27 protein-coding genes are annotated in these 23,754 nt (G+C 60.1%); 13 read left to right on the top strand and 14 right to left on the bottom strand.

Annotated features, from left to right (window positions below):
- The 7 genes from AC27VO_RS16230 to AC27VO_RS16200 all read left to right on the top strand — a co-directional run.
- A partial coding sequence (locus AC27VO_RS16230; RefSeq protein ID WP_488667755.1) for a porin occupies nucleotides 1–1,021 on the top strand: 1,021 nt, incomplete at its 5' end.
- A gap of 142 nt (nucleotides 1,022–1,163) precedes the next feature.
- Complete coding sequence (gene msrA / locus AC27VO_RS16225; protein WP_488667754.1) at nucleotides 1,164–1,700, top strand: peptide-methionine (S)-S-oxide reductase MsrA; 537 nt, start codon at nucleotides 1,164–1,166, stop codon at nucleotides 1,698–1,700.
- Nucleotides 1,701–1,808: 108 nt separating this feature from the next.
- Nucleotides 1,809–2,285 (top strand): transcriptional repressor, encoded by a 477-nt coding sequence (locus tag AC27VO_RS16220; RefSeq protein ID WP_488667753.1) that lies wholly within the window; start codon nucleotides 1,809–1,811, stop codon nucleotides 2,283–2,285.
- 34 nt (nucleotides 2,286–2,319) lie between these two features.
- Nucleotides 2,320–2,628 carry a hypothetical protein gene (locus tag AC27VO_RS16215; RefSeq protein ID WP_488667752.1) on the top strand — a complete coding sequence of 103 codons (309 nt, stop codon included), beginning with the start codon at nucleotides 2,320–2,322 and terminating at the stop codon, nucleotides 2,626–2,628.
- 44 nt (nucleotides 2,629–2,672) lie between these two features.
- Nucleotides 2,673–3,053, top strand: coding sequence for a hypothetical protein (locus AC27VO_RS16210; protein WP_488667751.1), 381 nt, complete (start codon nucleotides 2,673–2,675; stop codon nucleotides 3,051–3,053).
- 194 nt (nucleotides 3,054–3,247) lie between these two features.
- Complete coding sequence (locus AC27VO_RS16205; RefSeq protein ID WP_488667750.1) at nucleotides 3,248–5,395, top strand: TonB-dependent receptor; 2,148 nt, start codon at nucleotides 3,248–3,250, stop codon at nucleotides 5,393–5,395.
- A gap of 114 nt (nucleotides 5,396–5,509) precedes the next feature.
- Nucleotides 5,510–6,457, top strand: a complete 948-nt coding sequence (locus AC27VO_RS16200) for an AEC family transporter (protein ID WP_488667749.1) — start codon at nucleotides 5,510–5,512, stop codon at nucleotides 6,455–6,457.
- A 331-nt stretch (nucleotides 6,458–6,788) separates the two neighbouring features.
- On the opposite strand, the gene pdxH is transcribed toward AC27VO_RS16200, so the two are convergent.
- Nucleotides 6,789–7,436, bottom strand: a complete 648-nt coding sequence (gene pdxH / locus AC27VO_RS16195; protein ID WP_488667748.1) for a pyridoxamine 5'-phosphate oxidase — start codon at nucleotides 7,434–7,436, stop codon at nucleotides 6,789–6,791.
- Between the two features lie 227 nt (nucleotides 7,437–7,663).
- Here pdxH and AC27VO_RS16190 point away from each other — a divergent pair, with 227 nt between their 5' ends.
- A complete protein-coding gene (locus tag AC27VO_RS16190; protein ID WP_488667747.1) occupies nucleotides 7,664–8,197 on the top strand; it encodes an OmpA family protein in 534 nt (177 codons plus the stop codon).
- A gap of 115 nt (nucleotides 8,198–8,312) precedes the next feature.
- Here the strand turns inward: AC27VO_RS16190 and gloA are convergent, their stop codons facing one another.
- From gloA to AC27VO_RS16170, 4 genes are all read right to left on the bottom strand, one after another.
- Nucleotides 8,313–8,729 carry a lactoylglutathione lyase gene (gloA, locus tag AC27VO_RS16185; protein WP_488667746.1) on the bottom strand — a complete coding sequence of 139 codons (417 nt, stop codon included), beginning with the start codon at nucleotides 8,727–8,729 and terminating at the stop codon, nucleotides 8,313–8,315.
- Between the two features lie 218 nt (nucleotides 8,730–8,947).
- Nucleotides 8,948–9,376: a hypothetical protein gene (locus AC27VO_RS16180; RefSeq protein ID WP_488667745.1), complete on the bottom strand. Its 429-nt coding sequence runs from the start codon at nucleotides 9,374–9,376 to the stop codon at nucleotides 8,948–8,950.
- 3 nt (nucleotides 9,377–9,379) lie between these two features.
- Nucleotides 9,380–9,997, bottom strand: a complete 618-nt coding sequence (locus AC27VO_RS16175) for a hypothetical protein (protein WP_488667744.1) — start codon at nucleotides 9,995–9,997, stop codon at nucleotides 9,380–9,382.
- Nucleotides 9,998–10,123: 126 nt separating this feature from the next.
- Nucleotides 10,124–11,122: a DNA-binding protein gene (locus AC27VO_RS16170; RefSeq protein WP_488667743.1), complete on the bottom strand. Its 999-nt coding sequence runs from the start codon at nucleotides 11,120–11,122 to the stop codon at nucleotides 10,124–10,126.
- A gap of 113 nt (nucleotides 11,123–11,235) precedes the next feature.
- Here AC27VO_RS16170 and AC27VO_RS16165 point away from each other — a divergent pair, with 113 nt between their 5' ends.
- From AC27VO_RS16165 to AC27VO_RS16150, 4 genes are all read left to right on the top strand, one after another.
- On the top strand, nucleotides 11,236–12,309 hold the full coding sequence (locus tag AC27VO_RS16165) for a site-specific integrase (protein ID WP_488667742.1): 1,074 nt from the start codon (nucleotides 11,236–11,238) through the stop codon (nucleotides 12,307–12,309).
- 99 nt (nucleotides 12,310–12,408) lie between these two features.
- Nucleotides 12,409–12,984 (top strand): DUF1003 domain-containing protein, encoded by a 576-nt coding sequence (locus tag AC27VO_RS16160; RefSeq protein WP_488667741.1) that lies wholly within the window; start codon nucleotides 12,409–12,411, stop codon nucleotides 12,982–12,984.
- A gap of 315 nt (nucleotides 12,985–13,299) precedes the next feature.
- On the top strand, nucleotides 13,300–13,659 hold the full coding sequence (locus tag AC27VO_RS16155) for a hypothetical protein (RefSeq protein ID WP_488667740.1): 360 nt from the start codon (nucleotides 13,300–13,302) through the stop codon (nucleotides 13,657–13,659).
- A gap of 361 nt (nucleotides 13,660–14,020) precedes the next feature.
- The gene (locus AC27VO_RS16150; RefSeq protein WP_488667739.1) at nucleotides 14,021–14,551 is read left to right on the top strand and encodes a PepSY domain-containing protein; all 531 of its coding nucleotides are present in this window, start codon (nucleotides 14,021–14,023) and stop codon (nucleotides 14,549–14,551) included.
- Nucleotides 14,552–14,751: 200 nt separating this feature from the next.
- Here AC27VO_RS16150 and AC27VO_RS16145 read toward each other — a convergent pair whose 3' ends face one another.
- From AC27VO_RS16145 to AC27VO_RS16110, 8 genes are all read right to left on the bottom strand, one after another.
- On the bottom strand, nucleotides 14,752–15,465 hold the full coding sequence (locus AC27VO_RS16145) for an SDR family oxidoreductase (RefSeq protein ID WP_488667738.1): 714 nt from the start codon (nucleotides 15,463–15,465) through the stop codon (nucleotides 14,752–14,754).
- A complete protein-coding gene (locus tag AC27VO_RS16140; protein ID WP_488667737.1) occupies nucleotides 15,458–16,657 on the bottom strand; it encodes a DUF4062 domain-containing protein in 1,200 nt (399 codons plus the stop codon). The genes AC27VO_RS16145 and AC27VO_RS16140 overlap by 8 nt, the downstream gene beginning before the upstream one ends.
- Before the next feature lie 21 nt (nucleotides 16,658–16,678).
- The gene (locus AC27VO_RS16135) at nucleotides 16,679–17,317 is read right to left on the bottom strand and encodes an ABC transporter ATP-binding protein (RefSeq protein WP_488667756.1); all 639 of its coding nucleotides are present in this window, start codon (nucleotides 17,315–17,317) and stop codon (nucleotides 16,679–16,681) included.
- Between the two features lie 20 nt (nucleotides 17,318–17,337).
- The gene (locus tag AC27VO_RS16130; RefSeq protein ID WP_488667736.1) at nucleotides 17,338–18,120 is read right to left on the bottom strand and encodes an ABC transporter ATP-binding protein; all 783 of its coding nucleotides are present in this window, start codon (nucleotides 18,118–18,120) and stop codon (nucleotides 17,338–17,340) included.
- Nucleotides 18,117–19,109 carry a branched-chain amino acid ABC transporter permease gene (locus tag AC27VO_RS16125; RefSeq protein WP_488667735.1) on the bottom strand — a complete coding sequence of 331 codons (993 nt, stop codon included), beginning with the start codon at nucleotides 19,107–19,109 and terminating at the stop codon, nucleotides 18,117–18,119. Before AC27VO_RS16125 ends, AC27VO_RS16130 begins: the two co-directional genes overlap by 4 nt.
- A 70-nt stretch (nucleotides 19,110–19,179) precedes the next feature.
- The gene (locus AC27VO_RS16120; RefSeq protein ID WP_488667734.1) at nucleotides 19,180–20,100 is read right to left on the bottom strand and encodes a branched-chain amino acid ABC transporter permease; all 921 of its coding nucleotides are present in this window, start codon (nucleotides 20,098–20,100) and stop codon (nucleotides 19,180–19,182) included.
- A gap of 17 nt (nucleotides 20,101–20,117) precedes the next feature.
- Nucleotides 20,118–20,456 carry a tRNA-binding protein gene (locus tag AC27VO_RS16115; protein WP_488667733.1) on the bottom strand — a complete coding sequence of 113 codons (339 nt, stop codon included), beginning with the start codon at nucleotides 20,454–20,456 and terminating at the stop codon, nucleotides 20,118–20,120.
- Nucleotides 20,457–20,477: 21 nt separating this feature from the next.
- The gene (locus AC27VO_RS16110; RefSeq protein ID WP_488667732.1) at nucleotides 20,478–21,674 is read right to left on the bottom strand and encodes an ABC transporter substrate-binding protein; all 1,197 of its coding nucleotides are present in this window, start codon (nucleotides 21,672–21,674) and stop codon (nucleotides 20,478–20,480) included.
- A gap of 340 nt (nucleotides 21,675–22,014) precedes the next feature.
- Here AC27VO_RS16110 and AC27VO_RS16105 point away from each other — a divergent pair, with 340 nt between their 5' ends.
- A complete protein-coding gene (locus AC27VO_RS16105) occupies nucleotides 22,015–23,136 on the top strand; it encodes an OmpP1/FadL family transporter (protein WP_488667731.1) in 1,122 nt (373 codons plus the stop codon).
- Between the two features lie 48 nt (nucleotides 23,137–23,184).
- On the opposite strand, the gene AC27VO_RS16100 is transcribed toward AC27VO_RS16105, so the two are convergent.
- Nucleotides 23,185–23,754 (bottom strand): alpha/beta hydrolase (locus tag AC27VO_RS16100; RefSeq protein ID WP_488667730.1); only part of this gene is annotated, 570 nt, incomplete at its 5' end.

Genomic DNA, 23,754 nt, shown 5'->3' with positions numbered 1-23,754 from the left:
GTCCAAGAAAATCGTAGCGATGGCAGCCGCCATTTTGTGCACCAGCGCAGTCCCAGTGTTGGCCCAGAACAGCAACGTGCAGTTGTTTGGGGTGGTAGATAACGCAGTGACCTACATCACTGGCGATTCCAACGGGTACTTATTGCAACCCGGGGGCAACTCTGCCAGCCGCATTGGTTTTCGTGGTGTGGAAGATCTGGGTGGCGGCCTGAAGGCCCAGTTCTGGCTGGAAGCGGGACTTTTGACTGACAACGGTACTACTTCGGCATTTGAACGGACATTCAACCGTCGTTCCACCGTGAGCCTGTTGGGCAACTTTGGTGAACTGCGTCTGGGGCGTTCAGCGACCGCAGCGAATGACGCAGTGAGCCGTTACGACAACTTCGATAACTTCGGTATCGGTGCTTCGACCCAATATAGTGCATCGAAACTGGTTTCCAACATGGTGAGCTACTACACCCCTGACTTCTCCGGCTTCAAGGCTGGCCTGAACTACGGCTTCGGTGAAGTGGCGGGTGAGCACCGCGCTAGTCGCTATGTGGGCGCTTCACTGACGTATGACCACGGCCCCTTGAGTCTGGGACTGGGCCTGGATCGCCGGAATCGTGCCAATGCATGGGACACAGACATGAACCGCTGGGGCTTGGGTGGCTCCTATGACTTCGGTGCCGTGAAGCTGTCTTCGTCTTACACCAAGGAGACCCAGAAGCCCGTGGCTGGGCTGGCCAAAAAAGAACGTGGCCTGTACGTAGGTTTGTCGGCTCCCATAGGTGCGGCTGGCGAAGTGAAGGTGTCGCACAATCATTACGACTTAAAGGACAACGGGCCGAGCCTGAAAGTCAACCAGTGGTCCCTGGGCTATGTGCAGAATCTGTCCAAGCGCACTGCTTTGTACGGCACTTACAGTCATATCAAGAACAGCCGTTTCAGCGCTTACGCCATGACGCTGGGAACTCGAGTAAATGTGAAGGACAATGGCACGCAGCAAGGTCTGCAAGTTGGTATTCGCCACGCTTTCTAAAATTGGGGCCCGTGGCTTGACTCCACGGCTGCCACAAGGTCCGTGGACATATATATGTTACGTAGACATGTTGTTAGGCTGAGCCCTGTCGATAGCGTTATCGGCTGCGGCCTCATCCATCCAAAAAGTGTACAAACACGGCATGCAAGAAACCATTTATTTCGGCGGCGGGTGCTTTTGGTGCACCGAGGCGGTGTTTGACCGCGTACAAGGCGTGGTGGACGTGGAAAGTGGCTATGCCAACGGCCACGTGCCGCAGCCCAGTTATGAGCAGGTGTGCGAAGGCACCACCGGGCACGCCGAAGTGCTGAAGGTAGCTTTTGACCCCGACCAGATTGCGCTGCCAGCCTTGCTGGAGATTTTCTTTGGCACGCACGACCCCACCACACCCAACCGCCAAGGCAACGACGTCGGCACACAATACCGCAGCGCCATCTACACCACCAGCCCGGCGCAGCAAGCGCTGGTCGAGGATTTTGTGCAGGCCCTGACTGCGCAGAATGTGTTTGGTGTGCCCGTGGTGACGGAGGTGCAACCACTGGACAACTACTGGCCTGCCGAGGCCTACCACCAGGACTACTTTGCCCGCAACCCGCACCAGGGCTACTGCGCCTATGTGGTGGGCCCCAAGGTTCACAAGTTTCTTCAGACGTTTGCGGCCTACGCCAAGCCGCAATAAACCAGGCCATCCGCCAGTGATCTGGCGATAGGGCGCACGTCGCACTTTTGCTGGCCATCTGCACGGCTTATGCAATAACGCAACTGTGTTGCGTTAAGATTGCAGCCTATGTCTGCATCCACTCCCGTTGTTCCCTTGCGTTTGCCTGATGGCCTGCGTGCCACGCGTGCTGTGCAGGCGATGCTGTCGCTGCTGCCCGCACAACCGGCCGGGGGCTGGACGCAGGCGCTGGTAGAGGCTGCCTTGCAGCGGCAGGGCCTGGCCGTGAACCGCGTGACCGTCTACCGCGCATTGGATCGGCTCGCCGATGCCGGGCTGCTGCAACGCACGGTCGATGCGCAGCGCACCACCCGTTACTGGGTGGCCCCAACAGAGGCAACGCCGCTGTCTGCCCACATGGAATGCGCCGCCTGTCACCAGCCCATGCCGCTGGATGCAGGCACCGATAGCGTGCAAGCTGCGTTGCAGGCCTTGCGCCGGGCGGTGGAGCAGGCCACGGGCGTGGCCAACCCCCAGCTGGATGTGTCTGTGCAGGGCGAGTGCGGCCACTGCACCGGCCACGCACTGACGCCCGCCACCCCGTAATTTCGTTTTTCCCCAACCAAGCTAGGAGAGTTTGATGAAATCGCTGATCTGTACAGCTGCCGCCGCCATGGTGCTGGCCACCCCCGTGTGGGCCCAACAGGGCCACGGCCATGCACACCCCGCCGCGCCGGTGGCTGCGACCCCCGTCACCGCTGCGGCCCCCAAGCTGGATGCCCACACCCAGGAAGACGTGGAACGCCACCGCGGCATGGCCCGTGCACACGAACAAGCGGCGCAGTGCCTGGTTGCCGGCAAGCCTTATGAAGACTGCCAAAAACAGCTGCAAACCAGCTGCAAAGGTCTGGCCCTGGGCAAAAACTGCGGCATGCGCCACGCGCACTGAGCACGCAGCTTTCCCCCAAGCAATGAGCTGCTGACGACCGAGGTATGAGATTGTTTTCCCGCATGTACGCTGTGCGCACGCCCTGGCTGGGGTGGTGGCTGGCCATGGCTTTGGTGCTGGCACCAGCCCTGGGGCGCATGCACGAGGTGCTGCACGCACCGCAACTGCAGACACAGGCGAATGCCCATGCTGCGCCGGCCACCGCACCCCATGCGGGCGTGGGCGCGTGGTTTGACGGGCACGATGCCCTGGCGTGTCTGGTGCTCGATCAATTGGGGCATGGCGCCAGCGCAACGCCAGCCCTGCAGGCTTTGCAGCATCTGCAACCTGCACCCCCTGCGCCGTGGAAATGTGCCGCGCACTTGCTGCCCGCACCCACCCGCATTTTTCTTGCGCGCGCACCGCCGCAAAGCTTCATGGCCTGAACCGGCCATTGATCTCGCAATTATCAAAACATGAGCTATCAGCGCTTGCTACATAAGCGCTAGAGGCTGTTTTTATTCCAATGATGGGCATGCGCTGCCACGGTTTTTCCGTGCTGCAGCCGCTGTGTGCTGCCTGCGCAATCGCTGCGTGGGCCGCCAGCGCCTGCGCGTCTGTGCCCTTTGAGAGAGAGAACATGAAGTCTTTGCCTTCAACCGCCAGCCACTGGCCCCGTTTGCAGCCCGTGGCCCTGGCTGCCGTCTGCTGTCTGCTGCACAGCGCACCGCTGCAGGCCCAAGAAAAAGCCAACGCTGCGCCTGCTGCAGCACCCGCTTCTGCGCCTGCGCAGGGTGGCACGCCAGCGCCAAGCACTGATGCTGCCGCCCCTGCCAGCACCGACGCGGCCACCTTGCCCAGCGTGACCGTGACCGCCACCGGGCTGGGCCTGACAGCGCAAGACATGGCTGCCCCCGTCAGCGTGCTGGACGGCGAAGTCTGGCAGCTGCGGCGCGGCGCCACTCTGGGCGAGAGCTTGGACGGCGAGCTCGGCATCCACGCCAGCCACTTTGGGGCAGGCGCCAGCCGCCCGATCATTCGCGGCATGGACGGCCCACGCATTGCCGTGCTGAGCAACGGCGTGGCCTTGCACGATGCCTCCACCATCAGCCCCGACCATGCGGTGGTCACCGAGCCACTGCTGGTGCAGCAAGTGGAAGTGCTGCGCGGCCCCAGCGCCCTGGTGCACGGCGGCGCCGTGGGTGGGGTGGTGAATCTGGTCGACGAGAAAGTGCCCACCCAGCGCCCGGACAAGCCGGTGCAAGGCAGCGCCGAAATCCGTTGGGGCAGTGCCGCCCATGAAAAAAGCGGGGCGATGGGCCTGACCGCAGGCCGTGGCCCGCTGGTGCTGCGCGTGGAAGCCGCAGGCCGCCATGCCGGCGACTACCGCGTGGGCCGGGGCTGGCAAGCCGAAGAGGGCGGGCGCAAAGTGCCCGGCAGCTTCAGCGAAGGGCATACCGGCACCGTGGGCCTGTCATGGGTGGGCAGTGAGGGCTACCTGGGCGCGGCCTACACGCGCCAGCGGGCGGAATATGGGCTGCCCGGCCACGCCCACAGTGACTGCCACCCTCACGGCGACCATTTGCACTGCGGCAGCCACGGCGGCCATGGCCACCACCACCATCACGACGATGAAGAGGCTCCGCCGGTGGTCGATATGACCAGCCACCGCTGGGATGTGCGCGGCGAATGGCGCAATCCGGCGGCCGGCATGGAGGCGGTACGCTTCAAAGGCAGCCACACCCGCTACGGCCACGATGAGCTGAAGGGGGCCGAAGTGGCCACGCAATTTCGCAACCGCGCCCACGATGCGCGGGTGGAAGTGCAGCACAGCCCCGTGGCAGGCTGGCGCGGCTTGGTGGGTGTGCAAGGCGGCCAGCGCCGTTTCAGCGCTGAGGGCGAAGAAGCCTATGTGCAGCCCACCACCACCCGCCACTGGGGCTTGTTTTGGCTGGAGGAGCTGCAGCACGGTAACTGGCGTTGGCAGGCTGCGCTGCGCCATGACCGCCAGCGCATTCAGGCACACACCAGCGCACTGCAGCGCAACCACCATGCCAGCTCTGCATCGCTGGGCACGGTCTGGCGCTTTCAGCCAGGCTGGCAGGCCAGTGCTTCGTTCAGCCATGCTGCACGGCTGCCTTCCGCCGAAGAGCTGTTTGCCAATGGCCCGCACATGGCCACCAACAGCTGGGAGGTGGGGGACAGCCAGCTGCGCCCTGAAACCAGCAACGCCTGGGACCTGGGCCTGCGCAAAACCACCGGTGCCACGACGTGGAGCGGCAACCTCTACCACCATCGCATGCAAGGCTATATCTATGGCCGCACGGTGGATGCACACGATGGCTTTCAGCTGCAGCACACCACCCAGGCCAATGCCCGCTTTACGGGGCTGGAGGCACAGGTGCGCCAGCGCATCCACCGTGCAGTGGGCGTGACGCTGTTTGGTGACGTGGTGCGCGCCAGGCTGGCCAGCGGCGGTGATCTGCCACGCATACCGGCCGCCCGCATGGGGCTGCGCCTGGACGCGATCTGGCAGGGCTGGGAAGGGCAGGTGGAATGGGTGCAGGTGCTGCGCCAAAACCGCACGGCAGCGCATGAAGCGCCCACCGGGGGTTACGGCATGCTCCATGTGGCGGCCAGCTACCGCTTTGCGGGCAGCCCCGTCAGCCTGACGGTCAAAGCCCAGAACCTGACCGACCGGCTGGGCTACGCCCACACCTCGGCCATCTCGCGGGCTGCGCCGCTGAAGGGGCGCAACATCACCGTGGGCCTGCGCATGGACTTCTGAAGTTTGTAGCGGCCAAGCCTTGCAGATGACATTGCAGGGCCTATGATGCCCATCCGAAGCACAGGCCCGCAGGGGGCGGTTCTGGCTTCGGATTTTTTTGACAGGTGCCAACACGTGGAGTCGCCAGCGCTATCGGCCTTGCTGCCAGTGGTTATCTTGATTGTGACGGGGCTGGTGGCAGCCCGGCTGAACTGGATTCGCGCCGTCGCGGTCAAGGATCTGTCCAATCTGGTGTTTTACGTGCTCACGCCGGCACTGCTGTTTCGCACCATGGCCGGTGTGCAGCTGAGTACGCTGGATTTCAGCCCCATCGTGCTGTATTTCGTCGCGGCGGGTGTGGTGTTTGCAGGCACCATGCTGTGCTACGGCTTTACCACGCTGGCCGCCGCACGCGCGCTGGGCCACACCTTCAGCAACAACATCATGATTGGCATTCCGCTGGTCGGCCTGGCCTACGGGCAAGAGGGGCTGGTGACGCTGCTGACACTGATCTCCGTGCATGCGCTGGTGCTGCTGGGCTGCGGCACGCTGGTGTTTGAGCTGGCGCAGGCCCGCCAGTCCAGCGCCCAGGGCCAGCCGCAGGCGCTGGGCCGCACGCTGGTGCAGGCCATCAAAAACAGTGTGATTCACCCGGTGCCGCTGCCCATCATTGCCGGGCTGCTGTTTGCACAGACGGGGCTGAGCATTCCCACCGTGATCGACACCCCCATGCAGTTGCTGGGCCAGGCGCTGGGGCCCATCGCCCTGGTGCTGGTGGGTGTGACGCTGGCCTACAGCAAGCTGGGCAGCCTGATTCGGCCCGCTGTGCGCATTGCCGTGGTCAAAACCGTGGTGCACCCCATCGTGTTCATCGCCGTGGCCTGGCTGTTTGGCTTGCGCGGCGTGCCGCTGGCGGCCATGGCCCTGGCGGCTTCGCTGCCCGTGGGGGCGAATGTCTATATGTTTGCGCAGCGCTACGGGGTTGCGCAGGAAGAGGTGACGGCCAGCATTGCCATCTCCACCGGGGTGTGCCTGTTCACCTTGCCGCTGGTGTTGCTGGGGCTGGACAAGTTGCACTGGTAGCGCCCACGCAGGTGCAAGCCAGGGCGGCAGCAAGACGGGGCAGGGGGAGCTACTGCCATCTTGTTGGATGCATGGCTACAGCCTCTGAGGCAGACTGCTCATAAAAAGTGAGCTGCTTGCGCTCGTATTGGCTGCACTTCAGCGTGTTTGAGTGCGGATCCATAGATTCAACCAGCGCAAGCTGCTCTGGTTTTTAAAGCTTCCTGCCTCAGGCCTGGACGCAGCTGAAGCGCCCAAGCCGGTGCGGGCTACCAGCTAGGCCGTGCGGTCGGTCATCAATCAAACAATCAAACGCTGCTTCGGCGTGGCAGCGCATGCCAAGCAAGCGCGCTTAAGGCGCCAGCCGCTCGCGCAGCCATGCGCCGTCGTCCAGCGCATAACGCAGGCGATCGTGCAAACGGCTTTTGCGGCCTTGCCAGAATTCCCAACGGTCAGGCACCAGGCGAAAGCCGCCCCAGTGCGCAGGGCGGGGCGGGTTCAGCAGAAACTGCGCGCCATACTTGGCCGCATTGGCCACCAGCACGCTGCGCCCGCTGATCACCTGGCTTTGCGGGCTGGCCCAGGCGCCAATGCGCGAATCCAGCGGGCGGCTGTGAAAGTAGGCGTCGCTTTCGCTGTCGCTCACGCGTTCCACCCGGCCTTCAATGCGCACCACGCGCTCCAGCTCCACCCAGTGAAATTGCAGCGCCGCAAACGGGTTGCCCGCCAGCTCTTGGCCCTTGCGGCTGTCGTAATTGGTGTACCAAACGATGCCGCGCGCGTCGTAACCCTTGATCAGCACCACGCGGGTGCTTGGGCGCAGATTGCTGCCCACGGTGGCCACCGTCATGGCATTGGGCTCGTTGACGTGCGCATTCACAGCTTCTTGCAGCCACTGGTCAAACTGCGCCAGCGGGTCGCTGTGCGAGGCGTCTTCGTTGAGCTGCGCGCGCTCATAACTTTTGCGCAAATCGGCAATATCGGCAGAAATGGTGCTCATACAAGGATTGTGCACCCGCTGCAAAGCAAGAAAAAGCGCGTTTTATGCAAGTTTTTTGCTTGCTTGGTGCTAAAAACGCTTGCAAAAATATCTATTTTGTTACAGATTCCACGGCATGGCGTTTTCAAGCGCCTTGCGGGACCTGCACCAACGGCCCCACAGCGCTGGGGGCCAAGCCTCGGCAGGCCTTGCACAGACAACAACTACACCAGAGAGAGAAACCCAACATGTCCACCATGCGCGACGCCCAGTCCTCCATGCTCGTTTTGGCGGGTTCTGCTGCGTTGATCGCGTTGACGGTGTCGTACTCTGTTGATGCCGAGCCGCTGGACAGCCGCAACGTACCCCCGGTACAGCTGGTGGCTCTGAACTACACCCCCGAAGCGCAAGAGCTGCCCACCTTGGCGCCATCGGCCATCGTGCTCAATGGCGTGCCCACATTTCGCGTAGAGCAGGGCATGGTGAAATTCTTTTTTGCCCCCAGCAAGACCGACATTCCACCCAGCGCCGAGAGCGCGCTGCAAGACATCGTCAGCGCCATGCACAACGGACAGCGGGCGCAGATTGCTGGTTTCCACGACACCACTGGCAATGCGCAGCAGAACATCGAGTTGTCCAAAAAACGTGCGGAAGTGGTGCGCAAACGCCTGATCGCACTGGGCGCACCGGCACAGGCCATTGAGCTGCAAAAGCCTGCCATGGTGGCCAGCGTCGGCAGCCACTCCGAGGCACGCCGTGTGGAAGTGAAGCTGCAGCCTTAATTAAAGGCGGCTGCGCGCCGACACTGCAGCGCAGATGTAAAAAAGCCTGGGCTTGAAGAAGACCCAGGCTTTTTTACAGGTGCAGGCTAGCGAAGCGAGCCGCCTGCGAAAAGCATCAACGCAAGCCGGTACCCACGCCGTGGTCGTCCTTGCGCTCAATCAGCTCAATCTTGTAGCCATCGGGGTCGGTCACAAATGCAATCACCGTCGTGCCGCCTTTGACGGGACCGGCTTCGCGTGTGATCTGGCCACCGGCAGCGCGAATTTTGTCGCATGCCGCATAAGCATCGGGCACGCCCAAGGCAATATGGCCATAGGCCGTGCCCATGTCGTAGCTTTCTGTGCCCCAGTTGTAGGTCAGCTCAATCTCGGCCTGGCCAGGATTGCCACCTTCATAGCCCAGAAACGCCAGCGAGTATTTGTACTCGGGGTTTTCGGAGGTGCGGATCAGTTGCATGCCCAGCACCTGGGTGTAGAAATCAATCGAGCGCTGAAGATTGCCAACGCGCAGCATCGTGTGGAGGATTCTCATGCGGTGTATTGTGCATAAAGCTGCCGCCATCTGCTGCGGTGTGTGGTGTTGTGGGCTGAGATTGAAATCTTTCCATATTAAATACAATGTATATTATGTTAAATAACTAAAACACAGGCATAGGCAGCTGTGCTCCTTCTACGCTTCTTATCAGTTCGAATGCGATGTTTAGGAGCACGGCACACCCTCTGGTTTTGGTAGATGGAGCGCTTAGAGCCCTAGTCACGGTACTGCGCCTCAAAAGCTTTTCGGACGCGAATGTGTCGGTCGGCGCAATCTCCGCGTGATGGATCTGCCCGGCAGATTTCGCTGGGCTGGTAGAAATTCGCCCAGGCTTGCTGCTTGCGCTGCTGTGCCAGCACCTGCTGCTGGCGTTGCCAATCGGCTTCCAGCGCGCGTCTGCGTTGCTGGTCGTCCTGGGTTTTCTGCTGCTGCAGGCGCTGTTGTTGTGCAAGCTGTTGCTGGTGCTGCTGAGTTTGCACGCTGCGGGCGATGGCTTGGGCTGCTTGTTCTGCGCGCCAGCTCAGAATGCCTTCGTAGGTGAAAACTGCGGCCATGCACCCTATAAAAACACCGAGCGCTGTTTTGGCCACATCGGCCACCCACGCCCATTCTCCGTTGCTGGACACGGGCATGCTGTTGGACATCGTTCAACGCTCCCCAACTGGTGCGGTTGCCGCAGATTGCGGGTACTGGGCATCAAACTGCCGCTTCGCACGGATATAGGCATTGGCGCATTCCACCGTGGCGTCACGCTGGCAACGCGCCGAAGGCTGGTAGAACTTGTCCCAAGTGGCTGCACGCTGGGCCTGCAGCACCGCGGCAATCTGTCGATCCGCGTCCAGTTGCGCGCGCTGCAGACGCTGTGCCTGTTCACGCGCGGTTTGCTGGGCCAGCTGGTTTTGCCGCTGCGCCTGCAGGGCCATGGCTTTCTCTGCAGCTTGCTGCTGCGCTGCATGTACTTGTTGCTGGGCCACAGCGTGGGCCCGTTGGGCACGGTGGTCGTTGCGCGCCTTGATGCCCAGTGCAGCAGTCACGCACAGCACGGCGATGATGGTGGTGATGACCAGCACCCGCTCACCGGGGCCTGAGGAAGCTCCTGCACGCCGGGCGTACAGCTCATCTTCTCGCCAATGCGAGGGATTGCGCTGCTGGGCGCGTGGGTCCCCTGAATCACCATAGACCTTGCCGGGCGGCTGCTGGTGTGTGTTGCCCATCGTGGACTGGTTGTAGCGCTCGCGCCAGTAGTCTCTGTCTTGTATTCCCATGGCATCTCCTCATCGCCATGATGAAGAGATGCCGGGCACCCCACAAGCGCTTTGGTCATGTTTGCGCACTCTCTGGTGCATCGACCGGAGGTGTGGGGCGTTACTGCCCCGCAGTCGATGGGTGTATTACTTGCGCGGCATGCGCAGCGCGCGTTGCGACAAGGCCCGGCGCTGCAGCGATCGACCTGCGCGCGATTTGTCCGCATTGGCGTCTGTGGCGGCAGCGCCCTCTCCTGCTGGTGTACCCGCCTGGGCTTGGGCCTTGAGCAGGGTTTTAAGTTCTGCAACGCGCTCCTGGGCCATGTCCAGCGCCTGCTGCAGGTGGATTTGCGCGGCACGTGCACCCAGCAGCTCTTCTTCGCTGTGCTGGTGGCGGGTTTGCAATTCTTCATAGCGTGTAGCGCCCGTGCGCTCTGACTCTTGCTGTAATTTCTTGGCTTTTTCGGCGTCCTGGCGGCTGCGGTCCAGGTCCGCCAGCATGCGCCGTTCATTGCCGGCAAATTGCTCGGCCAGGCGTTGGCGCTCTTGCGCGGCCGATTCCAGCTCGCGTGAATGCTGCTCACGCAAGGCTTCTTGGGCTTTGCGCTGCTCCGTGTTTTCAGTGCGCAGTTTCTCCAGCGATTGGTCACGCTCGGTCAGCTGCAAGTGCATTTCATCGAGGCGGCGCGACAAATCCTCGCGCTGCGCCTGGGCCAGCTTCAATGCCGCATCCATGGCATTTTTTTGCTGCTGCAAGCCCTCTTCTCTTTGCTGCAGCTTGGCCTGCTGGCTTTGCAGCGACTGTTCTGCGGCTGCCGCAGCCTGTTCACGGATTTCCAGGGTTTGCAGGGCCGCTTCTTGGGCGTGTTGCAGCGCATGGCCCCATAGCGCCTGGGCGGCTTCCAGCACCTCGGTGGGCACAGAGTTGCGCAAATCCTGGGTTTGCTGATTCAGCCCCAAACGCCCCCCCAGCGTGCTGAACCAGGCATCCAGCATGGGTGCCACGGTGTTGGGTGAGCCCCGCCCCATCTGCAAACGGACTTTTTCAATAGTGGGCTTCTGGCCTTCAGCCAACAAGGCGTCTGCAGCGGCCCAGACATCGCTCTCTTGAATGCCGCGGGGAGTTTTTGGTGCTATGGATTGCATGGGAAGTAGATTACCATCGATAAGAGATTGTTATCGCGAGTTGTTAAATATTATTATATAACAACATACATAACATGTAGTATTTAATACGTAACAAAGAAAAAATATACGCTATGTCGAGTGAAAACCAACTTTCCGTCGTTTCAGCGCCAAAAACACTTGCCCAGCTCAGCGACAGCACGCTGAATGCGCTGCGTGAGCTGCTGCGCGAGGGGGAAGCCGAAAACACCGTGCGCAGTTACCAAAGCGCCATGCGTTATTGGGCGGGCTGGCACCAGTTCCGCCAGGGGCAAGCCATTGCCTTGCCCTTGTCGGTGGAAACCGTTCTGCTGTTCATTGCGGACCACGCCCAGCGCAGCACGCCGTATGGCCTGCGCTGTGAGCTACCGCCGTCGATTGACGCGGCGCTGGTGCAATCGGGCTGCAAAGCCAAGCTGGGCGCGCCCTCGCACAACACGCTGGTGCACCGTGTGGCCGTGATGAGCAAGGCGCACCAGAACCGGGGCCTGCCCAACCCCTGTCACGATGAAAAAGTGCGTGAGCTGCTCTCGCGCACGCGCAAGGCCTACGCCAAGCGGGGCGAGCGGGCGCAGAAAAAATCGGCCATCACCAAAGATGTGCTGCAGCAACTGCTGGCCACGTGTGACGACAGCCTGCGCGGCGTGCGCGACCGCGCCCTGCTGCTGTTTGCCTGGAGCAGTGGTGGGCGCCGCCGCTCGGAAGTCAGCGCGGCCGATATGCAGTACCTCAAACCCATTGGGCCGGACCAGTACCTGTATGAGCTGGCTTTTTCCAAAACCAACCAAAGCGGCGCCGACCTGCCGGAAAACACCAAACCCGTGCTGGGTGCGGCAGGCAAGGCACTGAGCGCCTGGCTGGCCGCCAGCGGCATTACAGAAGGCGCGATTTTCCGGCGCATTCGCAAAGGCGGCCACCTGGGCGAGCCGTTGCAAGCCCCAGCCATTCGCACCATCGTCAAAGAGCGCTGCGCACTGGCCGGGGTGGAAGGTGATTTTTCGGCGCACTCACTGCGCTCCGGTTTTGTGACTGAAGCCGGCAAGCGCAATGTGCCGCTGGCCGAAACCATGGCGCTGACCGGCCACCAGAGTGTGACCACGGTGCTGGGCTACTTCCGGGCGGAATCGGTCATCCACAACCAGGCCGCGCATTTGATGGATGAGGATTGATCGCACGGTAGCCACGCACTAGCATGGGCAGCAGACCGGGTGGCGTGCTTGCCTGCCACCCGCCCGCACAGCCCCGCTGGCTCTTTCGGAGTGCCCACCATGCCGCAGCGCCCTCACGCCCCCCACCCCGTAGCGAAAGCCACCACGCTGGATGACATGGATGCGCGAGCGCGCAAGGTGGCCGAACACATCACCCACCGCCGCCATATTTCACGCAATCTGGGCCAAGAGCTGGATGGCGGCCAGGGCACGCTGGGCCAGCGCGCCGCCGATGCGGTGGCGCAATTTGGCGGCTCCTGGACTTTTGTGCTGCTGTTTTGCGTGACGATGCTGGCCTGGATTGGTGTCAACGCCCTGCTCATGGCCTGGCGCGGCCACACCTTTGACCCCTACCCCTTTATCTTGCTGAACCTGGTGCTGTCCATGCTGGCGGCCATCCAGGCACCGGTGATTTTGATGTCGCAAAACCGGCAGTCCGACAAAGACCGCGTGCGCAGCGAGCACGATTACGAGGTCAACCTCAAGGCCGAGGTCGAAATCATGTTGCTACACGAGAAAATCGACCAGCTGCAGCACAACCAGTGGAGCGAACTCATCGCCCTGCAGCGCGAGCAGCTGCACCTGCTGGCCAGCATCGTGGCCCAGCGTGGCGAGGCCGCGCCCCCGCAGCCGTAGCTTGGGCACTTTCCCTGGAACGCACGCACCCTCTCTCTATATATGTGTGCATGCCGTGTTCCTAGGGAAGCACCGGTCTCGCAGGCTAGTGGCTAGATGCACTAACTTGGCAGTTGCAGGCAAAAAGCAGCGTGCCCACCGGCACCCAGTGCGACGGGTTCCCCCCATGCCCTGTGGCGTGGCCAGCGCCCAAGCCCAGAAGCGGCTGCCACCGTGCACAGCTTACGCAGTGTTACCTGCCCAGCCTGCTGGGGCGGGCCACCGCACCGGCCTCCTCTTTTATGCTCAAAGGCTTTCGACCAAGGAGAAGACCCCGTGCATCCCGTGATTGCCAAAACTCTGGGCGGCCTGTCCCGGCAGTACTATTTTCGCCAGCTGTTCTTCGCGCTGATCATTGCCGCCTTCTACCTCGTCATCGCGCTGCAATCACCCCGGCCACTGGCTGTGGGCCCGCTGCTGTTTATTGGGCTGAGCACGCTGCTGTACCCGTACGCCCGTTTTGTGTATGAAAGCACCGTCAACTTTGTGCTGGGCGACAGCGTCTGGCTCATCAATGCCGTGCTGGTGCTGATCGTCAAACTCTTCACCATGCTGCTGTGCTTTGTGTTTGCCATTTTTATAGCCCCGCTGGGCCTGGCTTATCTGTACTGGCACCACAGCAAATCAGCCGCGTAAGCCGCACGCCGCGCCCATGCGGGCTGGCGATGGCTGTACGTACCACCTGTGCCCCAAGCAGTGGAACTTTCACAGCCAAACAGGCCTCTCACCCAATACGTACCTGCGCTAGCAGCTCCTGAATGGGTAGTAATTTCCTCGACCCGCGCCCTGCCCCAGGCGGCTGCCCGGCAACTGTGCCGCCCGCTGCGGCTTACACCACGTTACGGTGCCATGCACCGCCATCGGCACCGCCAAGCCTCTATGCTTGAGCGGTTGTCGGGTGGCACATGGCACCCGGCGCAGGGGTCTTGCTGGCACCGCGCTGCGCAACGCCCTGGCCGCTCCCACCGCTGTAACTTTGTAGAAAGTGATGTGCCCTATGCCCCGTCTGCTCTCCACCACCTTGACCGCTTTGGCCGCTGCCACGCTCACAGTCGTTGCCTATGCCAAAACCCCTGCGCAATGGCAGGCGCTGACAGGCCAGGTCTCCGTCAGCCTGACGCAGGCCGTGCAAGCCAGCACCCAGGTCGTGCCCGGCAGCACCGTGCTGAAGATTGACATCGACAAAGGCGACGCCAGCGGCCCCCGCTACGAGGCCGAGCTGCTGACCCCCACCGGCGATGAAGCCGAAGTCTGGGTGCATGCCACCACCGGCCAGGCCAGCCTGCACAAAAACGACGGCGCTGCCGACCGCAAAGACAAGCAGCGCGTGCAAGACGCCAAAATCAGCATCGAGCAAGCCATTGCCGCCGCCACGACCCACACCCCTGGCAAGCCTGTGCAGGCCAAGCTGGACAGCCACTTTGGCACCACCACCTATGAAGTCGATGTGCTGCAAGCCGACCACACCGTCATGGAAGTCAAAATCAACGCCGCCGACGGCAAAGTAATCTCCACCAAGCGCGACTGAGGGCGGCTGGCTGTCCTGCTGCGCAAAGCGCAGAACAGCGCTGTGTTGAGCTGAGCGGCAAGCTCGCCCCCAAAAAACCAAAGCCCCTGAACTTTTCAGATCAGGGGCTTTTTGTTGCACCGCTGCCCAATCAACGGTGAGCGGCACACGGTTCGGAGTGGCAACTGGCACATAAAGGCACTGCGTTGCGCCGCCGGTGATTACACCGAGCGCATCAAGCCGCCATCCACGCGAATGTTCTGGCCGTTGATGTAGGCGCCGCCCTCGCTGGCCAAGAACGCAATCGTCGCCGCAATCTCTTCCACCGTGCCATAGCGCTGCATGGGCACGGCCGCGCGGCGTTCGTCTTTTTCGGGCAGGCTGTTGATCCAGCCGGGCAGCACATTATTCATGCGCACGCCATGCTTGGCGTATTCATCCACGAACAGCTTGGTAAAACTCATCAACCCTGCGCGCGAGACAGCCGAGGTGGGGAACAAATCCACCGGCTCCAGCGCCCAAGCGGTGGAGATATTCACAATCGCCCCACCGCCCTGCTTCACCATAATCGGCGTCACACAGCGCGCGGCGCGCACCACGTTCAGAAAGTACGCATCCAGCCCCGCATGCCAGTCGTCGTCGCTCAACGCCAGCACCGGCGCACGCGGGCCTTTGCCAGCGGAGTTCACCAGCACATCGACGCGGCCCCAGCGCTCCATGACCAGATCGACCAGCTTCTGGATATCGGCCTGGTTGTGGTTAGAGCCAGTGACGCCGACACCGCCCAGCTCCTGGGCCAGCGCTTCGCCTTTGCCGGAGGAAGAAAGAATGCCGACGTGGTAGCCGTCAGCGGCGAGTTTGCGGGCAGTGGCTGCGCCCATGCCGGAACCGGCGGCGATGATGATGGCGGTTTTCGTAGCTAAATAATTAGTCATTTTTTATTAGTTTTTTATATGATATTCTTTCATGCTTGACATTTAAATTAATCTTCAAATTATGAACTATTGGCTCGGGAAGCGAATCTGCATAGATCTTTGCTTCTAGATTTATTTGACAAGGCTTTTTTGATGCAATAAATAACGGATCACCCAGCGCTATTTCACGTTTTGGTTGAAGCGCATTAAGCTCAAAACTCACAACCCACTCACCTGGAGAAACTCTTTTAACATCTACTATATCGTCTTGATTTTTATTCAAGAAATATCTATTCAAATATCTATGATGTGATTTGCTTGGCGTCTCCTTCTCGAAGTCGTTGTTAGAGACAATATCTAGGTCATTATTTTCTGAGCTTATTTTAAGAACAACATATATATCTTTTGCCCCTAGCGATCCTTGGTTTGCAAGCCAAAAATCGACTGGAGTAAAAAGTTTATTTTTAACATTGAATGCAATGAGCTCTCTATAGTAGTCTTTATTATCCTCCTCAAGAATGAGATCATCATCCTCAATAGTCTTATTTTTCTTTGAGGAGTAATCTGGAATTTCACTAGCATCATATACTTCGATATACGCCGTTTCTAGATTATTAACAACTCCTCCTTGAGCTCCAGTTTTAAAATCAAGAAATTCCAATAAAATCTCAGTTGAAATCTTCCCCGATGAGTTCCCACCATTTGAAAGCATTTTCCTCAACTGCATTTCAATTTGACGTGAAAGCTTATCTCTGAATTCAATTTGATTATTAAAAGTTTCAATCAGCGAATTAGGATAAGTTTTTTTCTTAAAATCTCTAAGCTTGATAAGCTGCTCTGTATCAATCTCATCAGGGTCTTTATTTTTTTTAGAAAAATAAAGCATTACTGGCTTACTAGAAGATGCAACCCTATCAATTTCTTCTAAAGTTCCACTATCTTGAATGCCAGTAGGACTACCTAATCTAGTCCAAAAAATGCCAATCAACAAATCCGCTTGATCAACTATTTGCCTATTAATAACTTCTTGAGGTCTAGTCCCATATTCTGGAGAGGTGTGTGTTTCCCAACGCATTGGCAAAAGAACTATTTGACGATTACTAGAGTTTAAGTCATTCCATTCTTGAATTGTTCTGACAGCTATTTCTCTTTCCTCAATTACATCTGAAGGAGAAGCTATTAATATACTAAAGACTTTAGCATCGTATGACAATTAAATTCTCCTAAATATTTTTCAAATAAAACCTTTTTTAATCTCAAATAATATATTTGAAATATCTAATACTTTTTTAAAGTATTTATCAATAACCAGAATTGCTTGCCCTTCTTCCTTAAGTAGAGCCAAACACTTCCAAATCTCCTCCCTCACCACCGGCGCCAACCCCTCCGTCGCCTCATCCAAAATCAGTAATTTCGGATTGGTAGACAAAGCCCGTCCAATCGCCAGCATCTGCTGCTCACCGCCAGAGAGTTGGTTGCCCATATGGTGTTCACGCTCTTTGAGACGCGGAAACAGTTCATAGATTCGCGGCAAATCCCAACCGCTTGCTTGTTTTTCCTCGGGCTTTCTTGCAAAAGCGATTAAATGCTCTCGCACCGTCAAATTCGGGAAACACATGCGCCCTTCGGGCACCAGCGCAATGCCACGGCGGGCAATTTCGTCCGCAGGCCGGTTGGTAATCTCTTGGCCCTCAAAGAAAATCTGCCCCTTGCGCACGGGCAAAGCGCCGGTAATGCATTTGATGGTGGTGGATTTGCCCATGCCATTGCGGCCCATAAGGCTGACCACTTGGTGCGGCGCAATCGTCAAACTCACGCCAAACAGCACTTGGCTGGCGCCATAACCTGCTTCGATATTGCGCACTTCCAGCAAGGGGGTGTGGGTGGATTGGCTCATGCTGCGCCCTCAGCTTCTTGTACTTCTGTTTCTTCCTGCCCCAGATATACGGCCTGCACGCGGGCGTCGTTTTGAATCTGCTCTGCCGAGCCTTGCGCCAGTACTTTGCCGTAGACCAACACTGTGATGCGGTCGGCCAGTTGGAAGACGGCGTCCATATCGTGCTCAATCAGCAAGATAGCCATGTGGGGGTGGCGCGTGCGCAGTTCGGCAATCAGCGCGGTCATCTCAGCCGACTCTTCGGGGCCCATGCCTGCCAAGGGTTCGTCCAGCAGCAGCAATTTAGGGTCTGCGGCCAAGGCCAAGGCCACATCCAGCTTGCGCTGTGCGCCGTGGGGCATGGTGCCGGCGGTGGTGTTCCAGCTGTCTTGCAATTGCACGCGCTGGGCCAGCTGCCACGCTTGGGCTTTCAGCTGCGCATCTTTGTCACGCACCTTGAACCAGCGAAAGCTGTTGCTGTGGTGGGCTTGCACGGCCAAAAGCAGGTTCTCGGCCACGGTCAGCTTGGGGAAGATGCTCGTTATTTGAAAGCAGCGCGACAAGCCCGCCGCCACGCGCTGGTGGGGGGCGAGGTGGATGAGTTCTTGGCCGTCGAGCTTCAATGAGCCTTCGTCCGCCGCCAGCAAGCCAGATATCAAATGCACCAGCGTGGATTTGCCCGCGCCGTTGGGGCCGATCAGGGCATGGATTTCGCCCTGCTCGACTTGCAGCGAGACATGGTCGGTGGCAGTTAGCGCGCCAAAGCGTTTGACCAGGTTGTGAATGGAAAGCAGGCTCATGCCGTGCCCTCCTTGCGCTGGCAGCTATTGTTTTTAGCGGCATTCCCCTTTTTGGCGAAGAAAGCGGCCAAGCCCTTGGGTGCCAGAAACACCACCGCTACCAGCAGCAGGCCCATGGGGGCGTGCCAGTAGTCGGTGGTTTGCTTGAGCACTTCTTCCAGCACCAGCCACACCACCACGCCCAGTGGCGCGCCCCAGCGCAGGCCGATGCCGCCGATAACGACCATCACAATCAGCAGGGCCGACTGGTTCCATTGCATCAGGCTGGGGCTGACAAACAGGTTTTGCGTGGCCAGCAGCGCGCCGGACAGGGCAGCAATGCCACCAGCCAGCGCAAAGGCCAAAAGTTTGAGGCGCAGCGTGGGGTAGCCCATGGCTTGCATGCGCGTTTCGTTGTCGCGAATGCCTTCTAAGGCGCGGCCAAAATACGAGCGCTCGATGCGTGAAATTAATAAAAAGATAGCTGCTAGCGCAAGCAGGACAAGGGTAAAAAGCCAATTTCCTGCTGCATCTACACTTTCCCATAGCACCAAGGGTGCATACATGGTGTAGCCATCGTCCCCGCCCCAAAAGCGCAGCGACACGGCCAGGTAGTACAGCATTTGCGCAAAGGCCAGCGTAATCATGATGAAGTACACGCCCTGGGTCCGCACGGCGACCAGCCCTATCAGGGCGGAAATCACCAGCCCTGCGACAAAGGCCACCAGCCAGATCAGCCATGCGTTGCTAAAGCCGCCCTCCACCATGGCCACCACGGCATACGCGCCCACGCCCACAAAACCGGCGTGGCCCAAGGCGACGAGGCCTGCGCGGCCAATGAGAAAGTTCAAACTGAGCGCGGCCATGCTGACGATGAGGATGCGGCGGACAAAGTCCACGTAATAGTCCAGCCCCAGCGCGGGCGCGACCCACGGGAAAGCGCCCAGCAGCAATACCAACACCGCCAACACGCTGTGGCTGACCCAGCGCGCATGGGCGCTGGAAGTCATGGCGGGTGGGTTTTGTGGAGCGCTGTATGAATTTACAGTTTCGTTATCAGACACAGAAAAAACCACCCTTTTAGCCACGCGCCGGGAACAGGCCCGAAGGTTTAAACACCAGCACGCCTGCCATCAACACATACATAGCGATGCTGGCCACGGCGGGGCCAATGTCCGCTGCCAATGAAGGATTCAAGACTTCGCGCAGCAACGGCGGCAGCAAGGCGCGGCCTGCGGTATCCACCAAGCCGACCAGCAATGCCGCAATCAGCGCGCCGCGCACGGAGCCAATGCCGCCGATGACGATGACCACCAGCGCAGGGATCAAAATGCTCTCCCCCATGCCTACTTGCACGGCACTGATGGGGGCCATCAAAGCACCTGCCAACGCTGCCAGCGCTGCGCCCATGCCAAACACAATGGCAAACACGCGGTTGACGCGAATGCCCATCCACTCCGCCATCTGGCGGTTGGATGCCCCTGCGCGCACCCACATGCCGAGTTTGGTGTGGTTGACCAGCAGGTACAAAGCCAGCGCAGCGCCCAAGCCCGCTGCCAAGATCAGCAAGCGGTAGCTGGGGTAAGGCAAAAAACCAAACAACTCCACCGGGCCAGACAGCGCAGCCGGTGTGGGCGCCATGATGGGCGATGGGCCCCAGATGGCTTTGACGGCATCGTCGGCGATCAAGATCACACCAAAGGTGGCGAGGACTTGGGCGAGGTGGTCACGCACATAGAGGCGGCGAATGAGCACGGCCTCCAGTACCGCAGCCAAAGCCACGGTCACCAGAATGCCGACGGCAATGGCTAATAAGAAAGAGCCGCTGGCCGTGTGCACCGAGGCGGAGACATAGCCCCCCGCCATAAACAGCGCGCCGTGGGCGAGGTTGAGCGTGTCCATGATGCCGAACACCAAGGTCAGGCCCGCAGCCAGCAAAAACAGCATCAGGCCGTAGCCCAGGCCGTTGAGCAGCTGCTCCAGAAGAAAAACGGAATCCATAAACAAACGCGAGAGGTTTAGAGCAGCTTGGTGCCCAGCGGGACGGCCTGGTCGGGCACGCAAAGCACCACGCCACCGGCTTCATCGTGAAAGCCGGTGACCAGGCATTCCGACATCACCGGGCCAATCTGTTTATTGGGAAAGTTGACCACTGCCACGACCTGCTTGCCGATCAGGTTCTCCGGCGTGTAGTGCGTGGTGATTTGTGCGCTGGATTTTTTGATGCCCAGCTCAGGGCCAAAGTCCACCTGCAGCAGGTACGCGGGTTTGCGCGCCTGGGCAAACACTTCGGCCGCCACGATACGGCCCACGCGCAGCTCGACGCGCGTGAAGTCATTCCATGCAATGGTTTCCATTGTTTTGATAGCTGCCAGCGCTTACTGCATGCCGCATTCGGCCACAAAACTGTCTTGATGGGCGCTGTAGATCTTGCCGGGCTGCAAGGCGTTGGTGATGCTGCCGTCCTTGGCTTTGACCACCTGACGCAGGTAATAGTCTTGGGTGAGGAACTGGTTTTTGCCGTAGCTCACGTTGCCGCGCACCGAGTCAAACTTGGCGGTTTTGATGGCCTTGGCCACGGCGGCCTTGTCATCCACCTTGCCACCGGTGGCTTTGACGGCGGCATCCAGGTTCATCACCACGTCATAAGCGAACGCGGCGTACAGAGTGGGCAGGCGGCCATAGGCTTTTTGGAACTCGGCCACAAATTGCTTGTTGGCGGCGTTGTCCAAGTCGTGCGCGTAGCTGGATGCGTTGTAGATGCCCACCATGGGCGCGCCCACGGCAGCGATCACGTCTTGGTCGGCGGTGAACGGCGAGGAGATCAAGACCATGTCTTTGTTCAGGCCCGCGCCCATGAACTGCTTGATGAAGTTGATGCCCATGCCGCCGGGCTGAAAGATGTAGACCGCATCAGGCTTGGCGGCGCGCAGCTGGGCGAGTTCTGCCGCAAAGTCCAGCTGACCGACCTTGGTGTAGACCTCATCGGCCACGGGCTGGACATAGGCGCGCTTGAAGCCGTTGACCGCGTCTTTGCCTGCGGGGTAATTCGGGGCCAGCACGACCACCTTTTTGTAACCCTTATCCGCCGCGTGCTTGCCTGCGGCTTCGTGCATGGCGTCGTTTTGGTAGCTGGTGCCAAAGAAGTACGGGTTGCACTGCTTGCCCGCCAGCTGGCTGGGGCCGGGATTGGCCGAGAGAAACGGCACTTTCGCGCCAAACAAGGTGGGGCCCACGGCCAAGACCACGTTGGAGCCGACGGGGCCGGTGAAAAAGTCCACCTTGTCGCGCTTCACAAAGCGATCGACCACCTGGCGCGCGGTTTCGGGGTTGCCTGCGGTGTCGGCCTGAATGAATTCAGCGGGCACACCACCCAATTTGTTATCCAGCAGCTTGGCGGCCAGGTTCAGGCCGTCTTTGATTTCTGCACCGGGGCCGGCAAAGGGGCCAGAAATATCGAGCGCCACGCCCACTTTGATGGGCTGGGCCGCACCAGCGGCAGCGCTGCCCATACACAGCAAAACGGCGGCCAAGGCAGAAGGAGCCAAGGGGAACAGGCGGCGGGCGAAGGTCATGGTGCTTGTCTCTGGGTGTGGAATGGGGCTGTGCGCACAGGGCGGCACGCAAGGCGCAACGCCGTACAGCCTACACAGCCTGCTCTGCTTTGTGGAGCTTCTGCCCGGTGCGTGTTGCATGCATGCTCACAGGCCTTCAGCTTTGTGCAAGCTTGCTGGGCCGCTGTGCGCCCCCTGCGCCGTGTGCTGCAGTGTTGCACCCAGGCCACGTTGAGCCCCCCACGCTGCCAGCTAGGCGACAGCATGCCAAGGGTGTGCTCACTTATAGTTGCATTTGATTACAAAATGCCAACTAGGCAAAAAATAGAGACGTCCGCAAGCGACGAGAGGAAACCCCTTCATGTACCGCACTAATCCGTTGGCGCAAGCCATTGGCTGCTTCACTTTTTTTCTGCTCACCGGCGCTGCACTGCCCGCATCGGCCAGCGGACTGGATCGCACCTCCCAAAGCCTGAGCGCGCTGTTTGAAAAAGGCAGCTACCTGGCGGTGGATGGCTACGCCGCCCGCCCCTCCATCCAAGGGCGCGATGTGCTGGGCAATGCCTCTGGCAATGTGGCCCCCAACTATGCGCAATTTGGCCTGAGCTACAAGCAGGACCTGACACCCCAGCTGTCGCTGGCGGTGATGCTGACACGCCCTTTTGGGCTGGAGATTGACTATGCCCGCACGGGCTCGCCTCTGTTTGCAGGCACACACGTCAGCCTGTCTACCCGTGAGCTGCAGGGCGTAGCGCGCTACCGTTTCAATACGCAGTGGAGCGCGCACGGCGGCCTGCGCCTGCAGCAGTCGCACGGGGAAGTCACCCTCAGCGGCGTGGCGTATGGCGGCCTGAACGGCTACCACGCCAAGTTTGCGCGCAGCACAGAGCCAGGCTATCTGCTGGGCGTGGCTTATGAGCGCCCAGAGATTGCACTGCGCGTGGTGGGCACTTATTACTCGGCCATCAAGCACCAGCTGGGCACGGCAGAAAACAAGCTGGCAGGCGTTGTGACGGAGACTGCATCGACTTCGCCGCAGACCTTCAATCTGGACATGCAAACCGGCATCACCGCCAGCACCCTGCTCTTTGGCCAGATCCGCTGGGGCAACTGGGCAGAGTTTCAGCTGCGGCCCCAATACTTTGCCGCAGCAACCGGTGGTCAAAGCCTGACGAATCTGGACAACACCTTCAGCTACACCGTGGGCCTGGCCCAGAAGCTGGCACCGCAATGGACGGCCTTCATTGCCCTGGCTTATGACAAGAAAAGCAAGGAGACACCGCTGTCGCCCTTGCGCCCCAGCAGCGGTCGTCAGGGCTACACCCTGGGTCTGGTGTATGACAACCAGGTGGTCAAGATCAATCCCTGGATCAGCTACCAAAAACTAGGCGGCGCCGAGGTGTCCACGACGACGACGACGCAGGCCCACTTTGGCAGCAACACCGTCAAAGCCGTCGGGCTGCAGCTGGGCTACCACTTCTAAGCCCCAGCGCTAATCCGCGGCGTTGCGCCACAGCCCCGCGCGCCGTTTTCAGCCGCGCAGGGGCAAGCCCATCAGCGACAGCGCCGTCTGGTACACGGCCGATTGCGTGTCGGCCAGTTGCAGCGGCAGGTCAAAGTGGTTGGTGGCGGGGGCCTCCACCCACTGGCCCTGCAGGCAGCGCGCCTGCCAGGCGGCCAGGTATTCGCGGCTTTGGCGGTGGAACTCGCGGCTTTCAAACTCCCCACAAGCCACGCGCAGCTGGCAAGCGCTGTGGGTGCTGGCATCCGGCAGGTGAAAGCGCGGGCTGTTGCGCAGCGCAGAGTCATCGTCCAGCTGCATCCACTGGTTGATATGGGTGGACAGCAGCGGCTGCAGATCAAACAGGCCGCTCAAAGGGAAGGCGGACGCGGGCATGCAGCCCGCCGCCAAGTCATAGTCTTCTTGCCAGCCCTTGGCCAGCAACATGCCCACCAGGTGACCGCCGGCAGAGCTGCCGCACACGCAGATATTGCGGGCATCCCCCCCATAAATGGCGATATTGCGCACCACCCAGGCAAAGGCCTGGCGCATCTGGTCCACGATGTGGTCCAGTGAGACGGCCGGGGCCAGGTCGTAATC

The sequence above is a fragment of the Comamonas sp. 14P8.1.4 genome (assembly GCF_057799285.1).
Note: the sequence above shows the minus strand (reverse complement) of the source record. Positions and strands in the feature narration are given on the sequence as shown.